The following is an 18750-nucleotide window of genomic DNA, read 5'->3' on the forward strand; positions in this document are numbered from 1 at the left end:
TACCTCCCGGCGCGCGCTGGCACGCGGCAGGGGAAAGCTTTTATTGCCGTCGCCAGAAGAGCGCGGCTTGGGCGGGCCTCCATGCCGGCGTTCAGAATCGGATCGATGGGAAAACCTCAGCTCAGATTGTGGAGATCGGTAGTTATCGCTGGACCGATCGAAAACTCGGAGAAGTTGACGGTCAGACCGCTACGCTCCGGCGTGCAGGCTGTCGGTCCCACCTGATATTGCGTCGCGATCGGGAATGGTGCCAGCCGCAGCAGCGGCCAGAGTTTGCTGTCTCGCGAGGCCTGGATGCGCATTGCGCCATTGATGACGGTGACGCGGATGTGAAAATCCTCAAGTTCCTTGAACGGCTGCGATACCGACCAGTCCGACTTGCCGTCGGTGATGACTGTCGAAAGGAAAAGCTCGCCGTCAGTAAACTCGACACCAGTTTTGACCCACTTCGTGTCGTCGATCCGAACCATAAGACCGGCCTGATCGTAAAGCGTGCGAAATTCACCGCGAATACGGATCGTGGCGGTGAAGCTGCCGCCAGCGGTAAAGCCGAGGAAATGACCGCTGTCGCGTGTGAAGCCGTAATAGGTCTCGCGCCAGAAATCTGTTTTGGCGTCCGTCGTTATGGTCAAGCCACTTTCGTTGGCTTTCCAGGATTGCGGTTCGTTCAGCCAGATACCACTATTGAAATCAATGCTCATCAGTGTATTCCCGTTTTCTGGCCGCTCAATCTATAAGCAGCGATGGCGTTGAGGTGATAGAAGCGCTCAGCAATACGAGGATTGGTCTCGGCTTGCCTCTGGGCAATTGCTTTCACAGTGCTATAGCTTGCTGCCAGCGTACAGTCCGGACAGTCGGAGCCGAAGATGATGCGGTCCGGCTCGAACTTCTCCAGCGCCAACCAGCTATAAGTGTTGAAATCTTCGACCGCCAGCCAGGCATCCGCATCCGTCGAGGCGTAGGCAACCGGTGGCTCGGCGAGATGGTCGAAGATGGAGCATACCAGCTGCAACCGCGCTGGCCTAGCCGCGATCGTTGAGTTCCAATATCGCGATAAACAGCAATCGGGCAAGGGGAGCTCTACCCTCGCATTGCCTATCCTGAATGGAACGGCGCTGCAGGGTAGGGTCAACTGGAGGGGCTGGTGTCATAGGTAGAATTCATCTGCGACCGGATCAAGTCAATCGGGCTTAGTAGCTGAGGGTTTCTGAAAAGCAAAAAAGGTGAGCCTCGGCTCACCAGTTTGGCTCGACATACCGCAGGAAACGGGGAACCTGCAGCGAGATGGATGAGAAACAGCACAGTGCCCAACGCTCTTAGAGGGGGAAGCCGGGGTTATTGCTGTCAGTTTCCTCATCAACATTTCTAATCTGCAATATTACATCTGATTCATCAATCCACATAATGTTCACAGAGCAAGAGAATCCAATTGAAAACGGGTTCTGTAAATAAAAGAGGATCCCCATGTGTTTGCTCCAGCGTTTGGATGTGCTGAGTTATCGAAGACGACGTCACGTTGAGATGTTGTGCAGCTTTGTTCATGCTGCCATATCGCGCCACAGATTCGAATACCGCAATGTGTTCAACGGAGGGAGTATAGGTTCTTTTATGCCCTCCTTCTATTTTCCCCTACATCCAATCTGTGGTGGTTTGCGAGAATGCTGCTCGAATAACGTCGGACATGGCATTACTTGCAACATTGGTGGTGCGGGGATTTCGCACCAGCACAACGTTTGTAGAATCAATCACCGGAAAGCCGTCGTTCTCATCCAAAGCACGACAGTTCACAGGAATCTTACTTCGCGCAAGTGGCGCAATTGCGAGGCCTGATACTACAGCGATTACCAGCCCTCCGCTGGTATCGCACGTATAAGCGATCCGATAATCAATATTGTTCTTTTCCAAGGATCCGAGGGCCGAGGCCTTACACCAGCTTGATTTATCATAAAGCGCAATCGGAACGACGCTGTTGTGGTGAACGCAATGCGCCTCCGATGTTACCCAAACCGTAGGGTCAACATAAAGGATTTCTCCTTTAGCTGGATGTCCTGGTTCAAAGACAACTGCAATATCAAGTTCGTCCGAACTAATAGCTGCAAGCTGCTCAACAGAGTATCCGCATTTCACTGTGACTTCGACTTCAGGATGCCGGTTGGAAAAAGCTGCCAATGCCCGAGGAAGGATCGTGTCCCCGTATTCCTCAGGAATACCGATCCGAACTGGTCCGTGGAGTGGCGCACATCGCAGCGTAGCGACGGTGTCATCTAATAGGCCGATAATTTTGGTGGCATTTACCATCAGCTTTTTACCGTGGGTCGTTAGTGTGACTCCTCTCGACCCGCGCTGAAAAATGCTCTCTCCAAGCGTTTCTTCCAGCTTCTTAATTTGAATACTGATTGCGGATTGCGTTCGCCCGAGTTGCTCTGCCGCGCGCGTTACATTGCCACTGTTGGCCACAACGACAAAGGTCCGAAGAAGTTCACTATCAAGCGTCGTCGACATCGGAGCTTTCATAAAAAATAATAATGTCACTCATGATTTCTATCAATTTTCATAATGTCAATCTTTTCCTCATTGTTAAGTTGAAACTGCTGTAGAGGAAATAAAATGGCGCATTGGCCGACGTGCTTGAAGACATTTCTCGATAATCGAAAAAAGGCTAACGACCGTCGAAGATGGTTTCTTAGCATACTGGGCAAGCCCGAGTTGCTCAAAGATATTGGAACAGACCCCCATAGTGCTCGACGTCTGGCCGGCGGCTTGTATTCCCGATGGCGGCAAACCTGGTTATGAAAAATTACTCGCTGTCATGATTTTGCTATAGGGGTGGCAGGCGCCGTTTGACGGAGGTTCCCTTGATGACAGCCGTGCTGGTGACGGCATGCTCGGAAAGTGCCTCAAGAACGTCGTCCATCTGTTCAATCGAATGGACAACCAGGCGGGCAAGGAAGGGATCGTCACCGGTGATCTTGTCACACTCGATGAATTCCGGTCGTTCCTGAATGAGCCGTTCGACCAGATGCAGCTTGCCGGGCAGGGGCCTGATCCTCACCATGGCCCTTATCTGGTAGCCGATCGCGCGTGTATCCACATCGACGGTAAAGCCTCGAATGACGCCGGTAGCTTCTAGTCGGCGAACACGTTCAGACACACTCGGCGCAGACATTCCCACGAGGCGGGCAAGCTCGCTCATCGACAAGCGGGCATCAGAATCGAGCGCGGCAAGAATACGCGCGTCAGTCTCGTCGAGCGTTGATTTTCCGGTTTGAAGTTTCTGGGGTGGTTTTGCCTTCGACATGATAAGCAATCTATGCGAACTGCTCTTGTCATTCCATATAAATCAGTCGGATCGCATTGCATGATGACTCCAACAGGAGAAAATCATGCTGCTTGGGATCATCGCTGGCCTGACCACGTGCGCGTTATGGGGCCTGACCTTCGTCGCTCCACGCGCCATCGCACCATTCACGGCATGGGATTTGACCATTGCCCGCTATGGTATCTTCGGCTTGGCCTGCCTTCTTTTGATGGCCGATCGACGGTTTCGGCCCGTTGGCATTGCCACGTCACGGGTTCTGATCGGGTTGCTGCTCGGCGGGGTGGGATATGTCGGTTACTTCGTCAGCGCCGCCTTTGCCGTCCAACTTGCAGGGGCAGCAATCCCGCCGGTCATCATCGGCACCATGCCCGTGTTTCTGGCGATTATCGCGAATTTCCGGGACCGTACAGCACCTTGGCGGGCACTTGCTTTACCTCTGGTGTTGATTGCGATCGGCGTGGCGATCGTCAACTTCGCGGCGATCAGCGCGGCAAACGCTGCCGAAACTGCATCGATTCTACTTGGTATTCTTGCCAGTTTGGTGGCTCTCTTGATCTGGATTGCCTACGGGCTCGCTAATGCGGCAGTGATGCGGTCAGCCGATGCTCCGGATGGTCTGCAATGGACAGGGCTACAAGGTGTCGGTGCAGCGATCGGAAGTCTGGTCCTGCTGCCGTTGGCGTCTTTCGATCTGGCGTATACAGCATCCGCTTCGGAGACTCTCCGATTTGTCGTATGGGCACTCGTGATGGGGCTGGCAGGCTCGTGGTTCGCGACGTGGTGTTGGGTGGTCGCGTCTCGTCGCTTGCCGCTTGCACTCTGCGCTCAACTTATCGTTGCCGAAACAATTTTCGGCCTCGGCTACGGATTGATGTTCGAGGGACGGTTTCCATCTCTGGCCGAAGCAATTGGGGCGACTTTGCAATTCGCCGGCGTCTGCTCCGCCATCGCAGTTTTCGGCAAGCCACCCGCTCTGCCTGTCTTGCAACACAAGCTGTCGCGAGCCGAAGGGCTGGAATGATCGAAAGGGACCAGCCGGCCGACTGCTTTCATACTCTGATCAGTCGAGAAGTACTATTGAAAAAGCGAGCCACAACAGGGTTTAAACGGGATTGTAGGCCTCTGCTCTACAATCGAAAATGCCTAAAATTCGTCTATTATCGGCATTTTCAAAGGAAGGTTTGCTGCTAAGTGACGCTTTGGACAAACGCTAATTCAATTTATTGGGTGCGATCACACCAGTAACAGTGCATGCCTTCCGCCGAGGGCCGTGGATCCATGTTGGCAGATTGTATAATGTGGAAATGCCCGTCGCTAATTGCCGATAATCGCCCAGTCCTCGGACCAGTCGACCCTAAACGCGTCGCCAGGCAAGCGGCATCACTTTCGAAGCGCCGCGGTCCTATTGGCTATCGGAGTCAATGGGCTCAGCGACCGAGACAAGATATTTTATTCCGGATGACATACCGATTGCTTTGCTTGTCAGGACGCAGCCCATACCTCACTTCCACGTGAGGCTTTTCGCCGTTGCACGAGTTCGATCAGCGCGCGCAAGGCTGGCGACGCCTGGCGCCTGCTCGGATAGTAGAGGTAAAAACCGGGAAAACGCGGTGCCCAACCCTCGAGGATCAACCGGAGACGACCAGCAGCCACCTCATGCTTCACCTGATCCTCCAATAGGTAAGCCACACCCAATCCAGCTACGGCGGTTTGAACCAGAACCTGCGTGTCGTTGACAACGATTGGCCCATCCACAGCGATCTCGAACTCTTTGCCATCTCGCTCGAATTCCCAACGGTAGATATTATGGGTGGTCGGGCCGCGATAGTTGAAACAGCGATGATGCCTTAAATCATACGGCGTTTCGGGTGTTCCCATCCGGTCAAGATAAGCGGGCGCCGCAACACACATCAGGCGTTGGGGTCCACTGATGGGCAGGGCGACCATATCTGCATGCAGTTTCTCGCCGAGGCGGACGCCTGCATCATATCCCCCCGACACAATATCGATCAGCCCTTCCTCAACTGTTATGTCCAGTATCAATTCCGGATGAGCATTCAGCAATGGCGTCAACAGCGGTGCCAGGTAGTGGGAAAGAGCAATCTGCGTGGTATTGATACGCAAGGTTCCCGCAATAACGCCGCGCGAAGATATGACATCGCTGATTGTCGCATCAAGATCGGCAAGAATGGGACGCAGTTTTTGAATGAGGCTTTCACCCGGCTCGCTCAGACTGACACTGCGCGTGGTCCGATTGACCAGCGTCACTCCAAGGCGGGCTTCAAGCTTTGCTATTGTCTGGCTCAGAGCAGATGCTGACATGCCAAGATGCGCACTGGCGCGGCGAAAACTGCGATGCTCTGAAAGCATCGCAAAAGCGCGCAATTCCGCATAATCCGATCCACGCATTATATCTCCATTGCTTAATGACCTATAGAGATAATATACGATTATCAAATCAATGGAATGCGTCAGTATAGATCCGAAAGGAGACTGTCATGACACTTGCACTTGATCATTATCGCCTGCTTGGCCGCTCTGGCCTGCGGGTTTCGCCTATAGCGCTGGGTACAATGACTTTTGGCACCGACTGGGGCTGGGGCACAGAAGAAGCCGACGCGCGTCGCATTTTCGATGCATACGTCGCTCGGGGTGGTAATTTCATCGACAGCGCCAATCGTTATACCGAAGGAACCTCTGAACGCTTTGTCGGGAAGTTTGCCAAGGGGCGCCGCGACCAGCTCGTTATAGCGACAAAGTACACTTTGCCTATGCGCCCGGGCGATCCAAATTCCGGCGGCAATCATCGCAAGTCCATGGTTCGCTCAGTCGAAGACAGCCTGAAAAGGCTCGGTACGGATTATATCGATCTTCTCTATTTGCACGCATGGGATTTCACTACGCCGGTTGAGGAGGTGTTGCGCGGCCTAGATGATCTCGTGAGATCCGGCAAGGTGCTTTATGCCGGGGTCTCGGATATTCCCGCATGGCAGGTATCACGCATGCAGGCGATTGCAGATCTGCGCGGGTGGACGCCGCTTGTCGCATTGCAAGTGGAGTACAACCTGATCGAACGCACGTCCGAGAGCGATCTCACTCCCATGGCGCAGGAGATGGGCCTTGGCGTCATACCATGGTCACCACTGGCAAGCGGTGTTCTTGCCGGGAAATATTCAAAGGCCGACCTTGGCAAGGTTCCGCGAGGGTCTGCGGCAGAAGGCACGCGCAGGGACGTTGCGGTGGGCAATGGTTCCCTCACCGAACGGGGGCTCACAATTGCCGATGTGCTAAAGAAGATTGCAGGAGAAACCGGCAATACACCATCACAGATCGCGCTTGCGTGGACATTGCTCAATCCAGCAGTGACAGCACCTTTGATCGGTGCACGGACATTGCAGCAGCTTGAAGAAAATCTCGGCGCTTTGAATGTGGTTCTCGACGAGGAGCATCACCAAAGGCTGGAACAAATAAGTTCGATTGATCGCGGCTTTCCACATGAATTCCTTGCCCGTCCGATGACGCAAGCCATTATGACAGGCGGGTTAAAAATTGACCGCCGGATTAATAGCTAGGTGGTGTTTTCCGGCATGGATGGAGGCACGTCTATGATGCAAATCAATCTGTTGCTACAGTGATGTACGGGATTTGGTTGGCCTCTGAACCGGTCGACCTTTCCATGCTGGCCCTTCGCCCATTACGAGGATACCAGTGCTCCGAGCTGTTCAAAATGCTGTTCCAATATACGCTTGAGACTGACGAACGGACAGTCATTCAGTGTTATCTTCAGTTAAGTAGAGAGAGAACCGAAGGAGTCAGTCGACTAAATGGAGCGATGTACTCCAAGCTGTTCGTCACCTCCTAATGGCGCTGGAAAAGAAAGTTTGATTCACCGAAAATGAATCGGCCCCGACTGGTCGTTATGGCGCTGCCGAAACAATCTCTCTTAGCAGATCGATAAAATGGCTGGTCTTGATGCCCTTTGGATTTTGACTCAAATCTACGGTTTGCGTCACGACCAGGCGCTTTGATGGGATGAATGCTATGATCTGCCCTCCATAGCCAGCAGCATACGCGGCATTCAGCCCCCAAACATCGGAGGGGAGCGACCACCACATATATCCGTAGCCTTGCCTGCCACGTTTTGTCCAAGAATATGCTGTAGTTGCCTCTTTGACCCAGGATGATGGAATGATCTGCCGATCACCCCATCGACCCCCGTCGAGGAAAAGTTGGCCAAACCGGGCTGCATCACGGGCGCTGAGGCGAAACGGATAGGCCGGATGCTCCGACGCTTGTTCTTTGACATAATGGCCATCGCGATGTGAAAAGTCTTCCATCTGGATTGGCCTTGCAATTTTCTGCTCAAAGCTCTGAAATATGTCCTCGCCCGTTCTTTGGCGATAGATTGTGCCCAGCGTGTTGAAATCCCAGTTGTTGTAAAACCAGAATGAACTGGGTTCGTGGCTACCGCGCGCCGGTCTCTTCCGTTTAATGTCGGCAGTCTCATAAGCTGCAGGATGGTAAACGCCAGAGCGTGACATCAAGAGATCGCGAACAGTTGCCTGTTTTTCGGTCTCTGTCAGCGCCAGCGGCCTATCGTCAATGCCAAGTTCGGCAAGCGTACTGCCGAGATTGATCCGACCTTCTGAAACGGCAATCCCGTAGAGAGCACTCAACAGGCTCTTTCGAACCGAGGCTACATTAACCTTGCGGGAGACGTCGCCCCAACTGGCAATTATCCTGCCGTCCTGAACCACCATAATGCCTGTGGGCCTCAAGCTGAGTGCATAATTCTGAGCCTGTTTCAAACCTTCAATGGACCAGCCTGCAGAACCCGGGTCGGCGCTTTGCCATGACCGCCCACTGGCACTTGCACTAAAGACGGCGATGAGGAGAGCAGCGATGATAATTATGAGACGCATAGCGCACCTTTAGGAGTGACGAAGTTCTTATCAGACATCGCATTATAAATTTCTGCAGGAATTTATAATGCCGCACAAGGCCTTGATTTCAGTGTTAGCTGTTATGGAGCGCGTTCAGCCGTCATCGCAGGCTGGCAGGTCGGCCACGACTTCTGAGAGGGAATTCGATTGGAACGAAGCTGACGCTCTTACTGCATCAGAAGGAATGAATCGATAGTTTGGAATCTGCCAAACGGAATCGTGAAGCACAGGTCGCTCACCGAGATTTCTCCGCCGAAAGAAGTTGATACGCCACGTTTCGCTGTTGGTTCTTCTGTCATAGTAGCGCTTCGGCACGAATTCAGCTGGCCACCATTTCCAGGTGAGAGACTCATGCATCTTGCTGGTGGTGTTGGGCTTCGCAAATCTGGGTTCGTCCCCACCAAGGATATTGGATTTAAGCATCGGATCGAGCAGAAGTTCGCTCTCCTCGGCTTCCTCGATCATCCACTTCAAGGCGATTTTGGAAAGGCCGCTTTCTTCCTCCTGGTAGCCGCCGCCCACATCACAATGCACGCCGGAAAACCAGATTTGCTTGATGTTCCGGCCCTCTGGAACCGCGAACAGGTTTGTCCTGAAAAATGCTCGGCGTTCGTCGATTGAGACCGCATGGCGGGTGATCTGGATGTCGGGATTGTCGCGCGTGTATGGAAGTGAGACTGGCGAGCCAATCCAGCCCACGGAACTTACCGTATCCCAAACCCCAACGAAGTGTGGCTTGCATTCAGTTCCAGACAATGTCGCCTTGAAATCAGATGCGAGTTTGAAATAGCGGCTTGTTTTGGCTTTGTTGCCACGAGCCTTGTTTATTGCCCACAGCATCTTGACCATATAGGGCACTAGCGCATCATTGCCTGGCATGATCACACCGTACAAATGAATCAGCGCAGCAACAACGCGTGCAGTGTATGCGCCGCGACTGAACCCGAAGATGAACAGGCGATCTCCCGGCTTGTAGTTGTTGATGATAAAGATATACGCGTTTGCTACATCCCGTTTCAGACCATAACCGAAAGCCAAGCCGGCAAGCTTTGCCAGCTTAGTGCCAATTCCTGTCACAAAACCGGGCGGTGCCTCGGTGCCAACTCCTGGGTGATAGTAGACGACTTGCCGGTCAGCATCCTTGATCAAGCAGTAGCAGAGCTTGGCAACGTTCGTACGATCATCAGCAAATTCGTTGGCAGTGCCGTCACAGCAGACCACGACGTTCTTTGGCATCTGAACTCCAATCTTTGGAAAGAACATTGAGCTTAGAGCTCAGAGCTCGACAACGGTATCGTGATAAAGCTCGGTTTTCAGGGCCTGTGTCGAAAAGAGGGTGCTCTCGCGATTGAGCGCCTGTACCAGCGGTTGGCGCGGAACCTCGGTTTTTCGTTCCTCTGAACCATGCTTGTGTGCCATGGTCGACATCAAAGTCTGCAGTCTGCCATGCGCGGAGGCATCTTTTGATTTGTGTTGGAACAGGTTCCAAAGCGACTTTGGAGTGGCGTTCAGGCTTCCATGATGGCCTACCTTGTAGAGATCGACGCCTTTCAGTTTCTCGCGGATATCTTCCTGATCAAGCGCATATGACCAGTTTTCGATTTGGGCGTCTCCCGGGAAAAGAAAACTCTTCGAACTAGTTTTGAACAGCAGGATCAGGCTCGTATTGTTCAGGGCCTCATCGAGAATGCGGACAATCCGAAGCATCTGTTCTGTCCGCAGTTGCTTTGCCTGATTAATCAGCCATCTTGTATCGATAGGGAACTGGTCGCGATTTTTCTGGGCGAGATATGCCGGAAACAGTGGCTTGACCTTGCCACCTTTAGGCTGCCCCAGGGCATTTGCTGCATTTGCCAGGAGATGCCAGAACTCATCCTTGTCCCGGCTACGCTGCTTTCTGATTGTCTCGGACTGATCTACCGTGGGCGGGCCAAGAACGTCCACCGTCACACCGGGAAGAAGATCCTGCAGGGCCGTTGGCTGCTGGGCATGCGCATACTCCCGCTTATTTCCCATCGTCATCAAGTTCTTGATCGCATCGAGGTTCGCGAGGTTATTTTCTCCCATAAATGACAATTCGTTCCGAAGATCGGTAGAGAGATAGCGAACACGTTTCACTTCTGACAAAACATGAGCCGCGGCAAGCTGCATCTCGGCAAGGGAAGAGACGTGGTGCGCAGCCAGTGATGGTTCGCGGCGTCGTGGTCCTGTCGCCTCAGGCGATAAGTCGGGATCTTCGGTCCAGGGTTGGAGCACGAGTTCAGGATTGAGGCCGGCGATGATACTTCCTGAAGATGTCTTCTTGTTCCTCGTGGAGAACCCGGAAATATGATCCTTATGTCGATGGGTTGCCACAACTGCAGTCAGCTTGCCCGTCGAGCGAGCCGCAATGTTCTGTGCTATGAGATCAAGCTGATTTTTCGGAACGCCCTCGGGCAATCCGGTGGAGCCAAAGTCGATCAGCACATGGCGCTCTTCCGCTTCGTATTTGAAACTAAGCAGGAAGCAGTCTCCGAAGCCCACCTGATACGAGCGGATTGTGACGTGGCTAGGGGTCATCGCACAGTCTCCTTCACACCGCTTCGTGAAAGATGAAGTGCTGCGAAACTGCCAGTGCGATCTTGCTTGTCGAACAACCCTTGTTCCCATAGATATTTCAGTCGTCTGCCCTGACGGGCGACATCTGCTTCATCATTGAGAAGATGGTTGGCGATCTGATATTTGAGCTGTCCGTATTCGTCGAAAATCAGCGTGCCGCCGCCGAGAATTCGTACCGACCGCCAACTCTCCATCTCCTCCGGCAGGGATACCTTGAAATCCTCTTCGAGCTCCTCCACTCTTAGCGTCAGGATCTGGACATATTCAGCAATCGTCTCACGTAAGATGAAACCATCCGGCGCTATACGGACGCTTGGGCGCACCGACTGTACTTCAATGTAGCCAATGTCCCCAATCTCCAACGACTTGCGATTTTCCCAAATGAAACGAAAGACTTCCTCGTTGTCTCGCAGCATCGAGTCGAAATGCGTCCGGCTGTAAATCAATTCCTTGTTGGAGCGAAGCCAACTGCCATCCGCGTCAGCGTGGGTGCTTGGCTTTATCCCGAAATCCGTAAAATTAGCGAGCAACGCGCTTCGGTAGCCGTATTTGTCGTCGGGAACGACTTCGCGGTCCACAGTAAGAAGCGCTGACAAATAATCAGAAAATGACAAGTCAACGGGCGGGCAATAGTCGATCGCGCGGATTGCCATGGTCAGCAAGTGATCTGCGGCACGAGCACCTTCCTCAACAACAAGCGAGCGATCTTTCTTTCCATCAGTAATGGTACCGATCCGGCTTAATCTGCTAACCCAGATGTCCAGGAAGGATTTGAGCATCGCCGCAACGAGAAGCTCACCCCGGGCATGAACCTCCAGATAATCCGGATCATCCATATAGTCCGTGCCAGGCTTCAGTTCGATTGAATGTCGCAGAGATTTGCCGCGAACCCCGCTGAGCTCCTGCCCCATTTCTTTGGCCAGACCAAACAGGACTGACTGAGCTAGCCGCGCTTTGGTCAGATGTTTCTGATCGATGAGCTTATCGCCTGGCTTGCCATCGAGAACAGCCGAAACCACATCCGGGAGGGCAAAAATCGAAAGCAAGGCTACAACGTCCGAGAAGCCCTCATGAAACGCACCTTGATCCGGTGATGAGGGCTCGAGATACCGGGCACGCAGTCCATCCAAAATAGCATGGGTCGTTTCGTGCGCAACGACATCATGAGACAGGCTGGAGTAAATGGTTCTGGTTGCGCCATTTTTATCGGGCCGACTTTCAAAATATCCAAAGAAGAGGGATCGGTCTTCACGGGAATAGAAAGCATTCGGTTCGGCGAAAGCATGCGGTAGAATATTGAGTTGATGGCCCTCGCATCCCCATTTGATGCGCCTGCCGAGTGCAAACTCGAAGCGCGCAAGAATTCGCATGGCGATCGCATAGGCATTTTGAGCATGAAATCTTGGATCTGAAAGAAGTTTAGCGTCCGACGCTTTGTCGAACGGGTCAACATAATCGCCTTCCAGGCCGGACGGCAACTCCGCCGGCGCGTAGAGTGCGTTCGCAGACACATCGTAGTCGACAACAACAACACGATAGCCACGAGGACCGGGAAGAAGCTCTTCTGCGGGAACATCGACGGATGCCCTGACGATCTTCCCCTCGACAGTAACAGACGGATCTTGAGCGATGATAGAAAGCTTTCGAGTGCTCCGAAGGCTGTGCCGTGTTCCACCTAGGTTACGCATCCTCCATCTCCCCAGACTCACAATCTACTATGTACAATCCCTGGAATAAGGGCAACCAGGTAGACATCTGCGCCACAATCCAAAATGCGCGAAATTCGCTTATCATCGGCATTTTCAAAGGAAGGGTTTTTGGCAGGTTCCGCAATTGAACAGGCCGAATTCTGAATTGGGAAAAGATTTCAGTGGGGTCGTGGGTTAGATACTTCTCAAGGCGAATGCGGTGTCCCTAACTGCCATATCGGTGTATTTTCTTTGTCAAACGATTCTCCGATTTGATCTATATACATGGAAACTTCGCTTTATCTGCCGGTCAAAAGCTTTCTCGAAGAGGCAGGTTACGTCGTCAAGGGCGAGGTTGGCGGCTGCGATCTTGTCGGCCTCAGTAATGACGATCCGCCTGTTGTCGTGGTCGCCGAGCTAAAATTGAGTTTCAATCTGGAGCTCATTTTGCAGGCGGTCGACCGGGCGACCATTTCAAACGAGGTCTGGATTGCTGCCCGGATATCGTCCAGCGGCAGAGGTCGTGAATCCGACAAACGCTACCGCAACCTATGCCGCAGGCTTGGCGTTGGCATGCTGGGCATTTCCGATGCCGGCGAGGTCAGCGTTATCGTTGGTTCCGTATCACCAATGCCGCGGACCGATCCAAAGCGGCGTTCGAGGCTTATGCGCGAACATCAGAAACGACGCGGAGATCCCGTGCTTGGTGGTAGTACCCGCACGCCAATTATGACGGCATATCGGCAGCAGGCGCTTGCCTGTGCGGCAACGCTGACGGCAGGACCGCTGCGAGTGCGTGATATTAGAACCAACGTACCGGACGCGGGCAAGATATTGCTTTCGAATGTTTATGGCTGGTTTAAGCGCCTCGATAGGGGCGTCTATGCCTTGACAGAAGCTGGCCGCATCGCGCTGCAGCGATGGCCGCAGCCGGATGTGCAGGGAGCTAGTAGCCACGGCACTTGAGTGTTGGGTATTCATTCCGATGTGTGTCAGAGAAGATTGCGTTCCATGCATCGCTTAAGCCGGCTCTGCAGCCGTTCTGTACTTCGAAAAATCGCACAATGGCTGACCTGGAACCGCACGTTCTCGCGCCTCGAACTGCCGGCGGCTCTCGTACTCATCGCAAGTGTGATGAACTCGTCCCTGTCTAGGATGTCGAAGCATGCGCGCGCTCTGAACGCGTACGCACAAACGAATCCAGGGCGCAAGACGCATTCTTCATCCAGGCTTCGTCAAAAAGAGAATCTTGTGCCCTCATCCATCCTCAGCCCTATTGGTGATGACAACCCCAGGTACGAATGAAGAACCGAGCGCCGATCCATATGACGATGAGGCTGAGAATCCAATACAAACTGTAAACGCCGAAAACCCAAGACTCTGCCAAGACCGCAATTGCCGACAGGTCGCTCTTCATCGAACCTGGCCATGACATCCCGACGCTCTATTTCGTGGATTTGTAAAGATAAGCTGGTTCGTCCGATTCCGGATCGGGCTCGCAAGTCCCGCCTCCGAACCAACTGCTGTCGTAGCAGCGGCGCAGCGCGCGATCTCTCAGGCGCTCCAGGCGCTGTTCGGCTACAGCACGCCACCAACGTGCATTCATATCCGGCCATTGTTCGTCGGCAATCGTGCAAGCCTGCACCAACTCGTCCCCGGCGATTGTCGGCCAGTCGTCTTCCAGGACTGGAATCGGATACAAGCTCACGACGCCGCCGTGCTTTAGAAGGTCACCGCCAACCTTGATCGTCAGATATGAAAGCGTCGCACCCGCGCCACCTTCAGCGCTGAGCAAGAGCAAGGACGTTGCGAGACATATCCTCCGTTCCGAGTTGGCCATGGACTGATCCCCTTTACAAGTTCCTATCGCAATAATCCCGAAACCTTCTGTGGTTGCAGTCCTGATCGTCGCGGTTATTGCTCGATGGCAATTCCGCGATGATCAGGAGTTTGGCATCGCATGTTTCCGTCTCAAGTGGTAAGTCTCCTTCGACATAACTTGCGCAAGAGGGCCATCACGAATGTCTGCTTCGCCTTCCTTTCTCGGCTTGCCCGACTGCCTCGCCAATGGCTCGCCGCGTGTGGTGATCTTCGGAGCTGGCCACGGCAGTACTTATCCGGGTAAGGATAGTAGCGCCCACGCTTTAGCTGCCGACGCGATCCGAGCTGCCAGTCAAGACGATGCCGGGCTGTTCGACCACTGGGATTTTGATCTCGGTGGCCCACTTTTCGAGAGCAAGCAGGTCTGCTGCGTCGACGCTGGTAACATTTCGACAACGTTGCATGACAATGCCGGGAACCGGACCCGGATCGAGGCGAAGACGCGCGAGGTTCTGGCATTGCCGGCTGTTCCGATCATGCTCGGCGGTGACGATTCCGTGCCTATTCCTTTTATCGCAGGCTTTGGGGATCACGGGCCTGTTTGGGTATTGCAGATAGACGCCCATATCGACTGGCGCGACGAAGTGCATGGCGAGCGCTACGGCTATTCGAACCCGATGCGCCGGGTGAGCGAGATGGCCCATGTCGCGGGGATGGTGCAGGTTGGCATGCGCGGCGTCGGTAGCGCCCGGGTCATGGAAATTGAGGCGGCCCGGCACTATGGCAGTCGTATCGTGACGGCCCGTGAGGTTCACACTCATGGCGTCGAAGAGGCTCTTAGGCATATTCCAGAAGGAGCACGGGTCGTCGTCACTCTCGACTGTGACGGCCTCGATCCCAGCGTGATGCCGGGCGTGATGGCCCGTACACCTGGCGGGCTTACCTATACTCAGGTGATCGACCTGATCGCAGGCGTTGGCAGGCGGGCCAGGATCGCAGGATTCGACCTTGTCGAGTTCTACCCTCCGGCCGACATTGACAGCCTGTCAGCCCTAACCGCCGCGCGCCTTCTTGTTAACGCGATTGGCACGATCATCCAGCAGGACTGACTCGGCTCGAATGGGTTTCGATGCCTCATCAATAGGGAAGGCCATTCTTCATGCTCATTATTTTTGGCGGTTTGCCTGGCACTGGTAAAACGACAATCGCTCGTACCTTGGCGAAGCAGTTGGGCGCGGTCCATGTGCGCGCATAGAAAATTCTTGGGGAGATAAGAGAAATGACATCGATCGCACGTTCCGCGCTTCCGCTTTCCGGCGTTCGGGTGGTTGATTTCGGGCAATATATTGCCGGCCCGGCCGTGGCTATGATCCTTGGTGATCTTGGCGCGACCGTCGTGCATGTCGATCCGCCCGGCGGTCCGCTCTGGGACAATCCCGCCAACGCCATCCTCAACCGCAACAAGCTGATCATCACCCTCGACCTCAAAACGGAGGAGGGGTTGAATGAGGCAGAAGCGCTGGTAGCCGAAGCCGATATTGTCGTCGAGAATTTCCGCGCCGGCGTGCTCGCCCGGCTCGGGATCGATTTTTCTTCCTTGCGCAAGGCGCGACCGGAACTGATCACCCTGTCGATCCCCGGCTTCGCCTCCGATGATCAGCTTCGCCGTGACTGGCGAGCCTTTGAGGCGGTGATCGCGGCCTCCTCCGGCGTCTTCACGGATATGGGCCTTAATCGCGTCCTTATGGGTATCAACCCGTCTTTCTCGCCGCTGCCGCTCTCGTCCGCCTACGGCACCATGCTCGCGGCGTCCGCAACGGTGCTGGCGCTTCAGGCGCGGGAGCGCACGGGCCATGGCGACCACATCGAAGTGCCGCTGGCTAGCGCCGTGATGGAGGGCCTCTCCTACAATTCCATCCTCATCGACGATTATCCGCTGCGTTACCAGACCCAGCGCGAGCGGGAGATCGAGCGCCGGCGCGCAGAAGGCCTGCCGATGGATATGTCGTATGACGACCTTCAGGAATTCCTCGACCCCTTCTATCGCAGCTATATGTGCGCCGACGGGCGGATGTTCTATGTTGTCTGCCCCAGCCACAAGAACCATGCGAAGCGCTGCCTGCAAGCCCTCGGCATCTACGACGAACTGGTCGCTGAAGGTCTGCGCGAGGAGGAAGACACCTACCTTCCGGTCTCGCAGTGGTCGTCGGACGTGTCGCTTGGCGTCTATCCGCTCCCGAAATTCTGGGCCGACAAGATCGCGGCCCGCATGAAGCAGGTTTTCTTGACCAGGACGGCGGCCGAATGGGAACGTGTATTTGGGGAGGGGTTGTTTCCGGGTGCGCCGCAACGCTGGCTGAAGGAATGGATCGCCGACGATCATGCCAAGGCCGCCGGCCTGATGATCGAGGTGGACGATCCGACCCACGGCCGGATGACCCAGCCGGGACCGATGGCCTGGCTGCAGGAGAGCGCCGAAGCCATGTTGACGCCGCGCCCGCGGCGTTGGGGAACCTTTAAGGACGCGCTGGCGATGCTTTCGGGTGTGGAGCGCTCGTCGCTGCCGGCGCCGACGACCGAAGCCCCCGGCGGCTGGCTGGACGGTGTCAAGGTTCTCGATCTGTGCAATGTGATCGCCGGTCCACATTCGGTCGCCTATCTTGCCCGCTTCGGCGCCGAGGTCATCAAGATCGATCCGGCCAAGCCGCTCTACGACTGCTGGAACACCGTGATTTTCGGCATGTCGCACATGCGCGGAAAGCAGTCCGTGCTGCTGAACATCGTTTCGCCCGATGGCCGTGTCGTCTTCGAGGAACTGGTGCGCTCCGTCGACATCGTCGTCTGGAACGCGACCGATCGCCAGGTCAAGGCGATGGGGCTCGATGCCGAAAGCCTGAAAGCGCTCAATCCGCAGGCTATCTTCTGCCAACTCGATTGCTTCGGTGGGGTGCGCACCGGCCCGCGGACCGATTATCTCGGCTATGACGATCTCGTGCAATCGGCAACCGGGATCATGCTGCGCTTCGGCGGCTCGATGGATACGCCGGAGGAACATGCCCATGTGGGGACCATCGACGTCATGTGCGGCTTCGGCGCGGCGCTCGGCATTGCTTCCGCTCTCTACCAGAAATCCAGAACCGGGATTGTCGGCCGTCCGCGGACATCGCTGTCGGCACTGACCGGCCTCGCGCAGATACCGTTCTGCTACGATTATGCCGGGCGCGGTCCCTTCGATGAGCCGTCTGGCCGCGAAACCAAAGGGTCCAATGCCCTGTCTCGGCTCTACGAAACCGCAGGCGGAGATCACCTTCTTTTGTGCGCCTCTGAAGCCGATCTTCCGCGCTTCGGCAAGGTCGAAGGCCTGAGAGGGATTATTGAGATGGCCGCGTCCGATCGCGAGGCCTATCTCGCGGGGGCTTTCCTGACCGAGCCCGCGGAATCCTGGCAGCAGCGCCTGCGGGAAGCCGATATTGGCGTATCGCTATGCGAGAACATCGAAACGATCCGCAGCCGCAGTTCCCGCATTGCCGACGGCACGTCCGGGATCGACCGGGGCAGCTATTCCTTCTCCATTTACCCGAACCATCCGAGCGGGCACACGGTCACGCAACTCGACCCCTTCGCCATCCGTCCGGCTGTCGGCAAGGTCAAGGCTGTCGCTCCGGCGGAGAAATACGGAGCCTCCACACGCGCCGTTCTCCGCGCCCTGAACTACACCGAAGCCGAAATCAATCGGCTGATTGCCTCCGGTACGATCAGCGAGACCTGGAGCGCGGAGTATCTGCCGAGCTAGCAGAAAACGGCGGCCTCGGGTTCTGAGGAGGATACTGAAGCCGCTCGCAGCCCCCAACCTATGCGATGGCGTTGACGGGCTTGGAATTTCACCATCGCGTAAAGGGAGGAAGTGCCATGAAAGAACTCTTAGCCTTAACATGCCTTGCAGCAGCGATGCTGGCTTTCGGCCACTCGGCGCAGGCTTCCTTTCGAGAATGAGCGCTGGCGGTTCGTTGACGCCGCGAGCGAGACACAGCGGCGCCCCGCGGCCGCAATGACCAGCCGAAACCCCACAGAGCAGGAGAAGATTACGGCAACATTGTCCGAGTTTGGAAAATCCTCCGGGAGCAGCCCGATCGCCGCTTGGAAGCGCCTTTCCGGCGCTAAGCACACAACCGAGAAAAATCAGCGCGCGGCGCGTTAGTTATACGTCCTTCGGACAACCGTTCGGGAACGTTGCAGTGGTCGTCACGACTGAGTTCGAAGTGGAGAATCCGCTTATCCCCCAAAGGCCCAGACCTTGAGCCTCGAAATTCGGGCTTCTGAACTCACGATCAGTCGCGGCGTGGCCACATTCGCATTTTAGTTATGGCGTTATCGATGTGAT

At 55.1% G+C, this 18750-nt stretch carries 16 protein-coding genes and 1 pseudogene; 6 read left to right on the forward strand and 11 right to left on the reverse strand.

From position 1 onward, the window contains the following. Nucleotides 1-116 precede the first annotated feature (116 nt). From ACTJI9_RS18585 to ACTJI9_RS18605, 5 genes are all read right to left on the reverse strand, one after another. Nucleotides 117-701, reverse strand: a complete 585-nt coding sequence (locus tag ACTJI9_RS18585; RefSeq protein ID WP_440810057.1) for a DUF1349 domain-containing protein — start codon at nucleotides 699-701, stop codon at nucleotides 117-119. Next, complete coding sequence (locus ACTJI9_RS18590; RefSeq protein ID WP_440810059.1) at nucleotides 701-1012, reverse strand: amidohydrolase family protein; 312 nt, start codon at nucleotides 1010-1012, stop codon at nucleotides 701-703. The genes ACTJI9_RS18585 and ACTJI9_RS18590 overlap by 1 nt, the downstream gene beginning before the upstream one ends. 380 nt (nucleotides 1013-1392) lie before the next feature. Then, complete coding sequence (locus ACTJI9_RS18595) at nucleotides 1393-1623, reverse strand: helix-turn-helix domain-containing protein (RefSeq protein WP_440810412.1); 231 nt, start codon at nucleotides 1621-1623, stop codon at nucleotides 1393-1395. Nucleotides 1624-1629: 6 nt separating this feature from the next. Continuing rightward, a complete protein-coding gene (locus ACTJI9_RS18600) occupies nucleotides 1630-2502 on the reverse strand; it encodes a LysR family transcriptional regulator (RefSeq protein WP_440810062.1) in 873 nt (290 codons plus the stop codon). A gap of 316 nt (nucleotides 2503-2818) precedes the next feature. Then, nucleotides 2819-3298, reverse strand: a complete 480-nt coding sequence (locus tag ACTJI9_RS18605; RefSeq protein ID WP_440810065.1) for an Lrp/AsnC family transcriptional regulator — start codon at nucleotides 3296-3298, stop codon at nucleotides 2819-2821. Between the two features lie 85 nt (nucleotides 3299-3383). Here ACTJI9_RS18605 and ACTJI9_RS18610 point away from each other — a divergent pair, with 85 nt between their 5' ends. Continuing rightward, nucleotides 3384-4340: a DMT family transporter gene (locus tag ACTJI9_RS18610; protein ID WP_440810068.1), complete on the forward strand. Its 957-nt coding sequence runs from the start codon at nucleotides 3384-3386 to the stop codon at nucleotides 4338-4340. A 461-nt stretch (nucleotides 4341-4801) separates the two neighbouring features. On the opposite strand, the gene ACTJI9_RS18615 is transcribed toward ACTJI9_RS18610, so the two are convergent. Next, on the reverse strand, nucleotides 4802-5728 hold the full coding sequence (locus tag ACTJI9_RS18615) for a LysR family transcriptional regulator (protein ID WP_440810070.1): 927 nt from the start codon (nucleotides 5726-5728) through the stop codon (nucleotides 4802-4804). Between the two features lie 89 nt (nucleotides 5729-5817). Here ACTJI9_RS18615 and ACTJI9_RS18620 point away from each other — a divergent pair, with 89 nt between their 5' ends. Continuing rightward, on the forward strand, nucleotides 5818-6891 hold the full coding sequence (locus tag ACTJI9_RS18620; protein ID WP_440810073.1) for an aldo/keto reductase: 1074 nt from the start codon (nucleotides 5818-5820) through the stop codon (nucleotides 6889-6891). 345 nt (nucleotides 6892-7236) lie between these two features. Here ACTJI9_RS18620 and ACTJI9_RS18625 read toward each other — a convergent pair whose 3' ends face one another. The 4 genes from ACTJI9_RS18625 to ACTJI9_RS18640 all read right to left on the reverse strand — a co-directional run bounded on the left by ACTJI9_RS18625 (nucleotide 7237) and on the right by ACTJI9_RS18640 (nucleotide 12548). Next, nucleotides 7237-8241, reverse strand: a complete 1005-nt coding sequence (locus tag ACTJI9_RS18625; RefSeq protein WP_440810074.1) for a serine hydrolase domain-containing protein — start codon at nucleotides 8239-8241, stop codon at nucleotides 7237-7239. 114 nt (nucleotides 8242-8355) lie between these two features. Further along, nucleotides 8356-9498, reverse strand: a complete 1143-nt coding sequence (locus ACTJI9_RS18630) for a T6SS phospholipase effector Tle1-like catalytic domain-containing protein (protein ID WP_440810077.1) — start codon at nucleotides 9496-9498, stop codon at nucleotides 8356-8358. Nucleotides 9499-9537: 39 nt separating this feature from the next. Beyond that, the gene (locus ACTJI9_RS18635; protein ID WP_440810080.1) at nucleotides 9538-10821 is read right to left on the reverse strand and encodes a hypothetical protein; all 1284 of its coding nucleotides are present in this window, start codon (nucleotides 10819-10821) and stop codon (nucleotides 9538-9540) included. Beyond that, nucleotides 10818-12548, reverse strand: a complete 1731-nt coding sequence (locus tag ACTJI9_RS18640; RefSeq protein ID WP_440810082.1) for a hypothetical protein — start codon at nucleotides 12546-12548, stop codon at nucleotides 10818-10820. Before ACTJI9_RS18640 ends, ACTJI9_RS18635 begins: the two co-directional genes overlap by 4 nt. A 285-nt stretch (nucleotides 12549-12833) precedes the next feature. Here ACTJI9_RS18640 and ACTJI9_RS18645 point away from each other — a divergent pair, with 285 nt between their 5' ends. Beyond that, nucleotides 12834-13514: a DUF2161 domain-containing phosphodiesterase gene (locus ACTJI9_RS18645; RefSeq protein ID WP_440810085.1), complete on the forward strand. Its 681-nt coding sequence runs from the start codon at nucleotides 12834-12836 to the stop codon at nucleotides 13512-13514. A gap of 478 nt (nucleotides 13515-13992) precedes the next feature. Here ACTJI9_RS18645 and ACTJI9_RS18650 read toward each other — a convergent pair whose 3' ends face one another. Further along, complete coding sequence (locus ACTJI9_RS18650; RefSeq protein ID WP_440810087.1) at nucleotides 13993-14388, reverse strand: hypothetical protein; 396 nt, start codon at nucleotides 14386-14388, stop codon at nucleotides 13993-13995. Nucleotides 14389-14569: 181 nt separating this feature from the next. On the opposite strand from ACTJI9_RS18650, the gene ACTJI9_RS18655 reads away from it, so the two are divergent. The 3 genes and pseudogenes from ACTJI9_RS18655 (at nucleotide 14570) to ACTJI9_RS18665 (ending at nucleotide 18162) form a co-directional block, all read left to right on the forward strand. Next, a complete protein-coding gene (locus ACTJI9_RS18655) occupies nucleotides 14570-15478 on the forward strand; it encodes an agmatinase (RefSeq protein WP_440810089.1) in 909 nt (302 codons plus the stop codon). 50 nt (nucleotides 15479-15528) lie between these two features. Then, nucleotides 15529-15618 (forward strand): annotated as a pseudogene (locus ACTJI9_RS18660) (AAA family ATPase); the annotation flags it as partial. 30 nt (nucleotides 15619-15648) lie between these two features. Then, entirely contained in the window at nucleotides 15649-18162 is a 2514-nt protein-coding gene (locus ACTJI9_RS18665) for a CoA transferase (protein ID WP_440810092.1), read from the forward strand. Nucleotides 18163-18750 lie beyond the last annotated feature (588 nt).

It is taken from the genome of Phyllobacterium sp. 22552 (assembly GCF_052044585.1).
Lineage (GTDB): Bacteria > Pseudomonadota > Alphaproteobacteria > Rhizobiales > Rhizobiaceae > Phyllobacterium > Phyllobacterium ifriqiyense.

Excerpts from the sequence above, each read along its gene's own strand:
- ACTJI9_RS18635 (WP_440810080.1), bottom strand. The coding sequence starts at position 10,821 with ATGACCCCTAGCCACGTCACAATCCGCTCGTATCAGGTGGGCTTCGGA.
- ACTJI9_RS18600 (WP_440810062.1), bottom strand. The coding sequence starts at position 2,502 with ATGTCGACGACGCTTGATAGTGAACTTCTTCGGACCTTTGTCGTTGTG.
- ACTJI9_RS18605 (WP_440810065.1), bottom strand. The coding sequence starts at position 3,298 with ATGTCGAAGGCAAAACCACCCCAGAAACTTCAAACCGGAAAATCAACG.
- ACTJI9_RS18620 (WP_440810073.1), top strand. The coding sequence starts at position 5,818 with ATGACACTTGCACTTGATCATTATCGCCTGCTTGGCCGCTCTGGCCTG.
- ACTJI9_RS18615 (WP_440810070.1), bottom strand. The coding sequence starts at position 5,728 with ATGCGTGGATCGGATTATGCGGAATTGCGCGCTTTTGCGATGCTTTCA.
- ACTJI9_RS18665 (WP_440810092.1), top strand. The coding sequence starts at position 15,649 with ATGACATCGATCGCACGTTCCGCGCTTCCGCTTTCCGGCGTTCGGGTG.
- ACTJI9_RS18610 (WP_440810068.1), top strand. The coding sequence starts at position 3,384 with ATGCTGCTTGGGATCATCGCTGGCCTGACCACGTGCGCGTTATGGGGC.
- ACTJI9_RS18650 (WP_440810087.1), bottom strand. The coding sequence starts at position 14,388 with ATGGCCAACTCGGAACGGAGGATATGTCTCGCAACGTCCTTGCTCTTG.
- ACTJI9_RS18630 (WP_440810077.1), bottom strand. The coding sequence starts at position 9,498 with ATGCCAAAGAACGTCGTGGTCTGCTGTGACGGCACTGCCAACGAATTT.
- ACTJI9_RS18640 (WP_440810082.1), bottom strand. The coding sequence starts at position 12,548 with ATGCGTAACCTAGGTGGAACACGGCACAGCCTTCGGAGCACTCGAAAG.
- ACTJI9_RS18655 (WP_440810089.1), top strand. The coding sequence starts at position 14,570 with ATGTCTGCTTCGCCTTCCTTTCTCGGCTTGCCCGACTGCCTCGCCAAT.
- ACTJI9_RS18585 (WP_440810057.1), bottom strand. The coding sequence starts at position 701 with ATGAGCATTGATTTCAATAGTGGTATCTGGCTGAACGAACCGCAATCC.
- ACTJI9_RS18645 (WP_440810085.1), top strand. The coding sequence starts at position 12,834 with ATGGAAACTTCGCTTTATCTGCCGGTCAAAAGCTTTCTCGAAGAGGCA.
- ACTJI9_RS18625 (WP_440810074.1), bottom strand. The coding sequence starts at position 8,241 with ATGCGTCTCATAATTATCATCGCTGCTCTCCTCATCGCCGTCTTTAGT.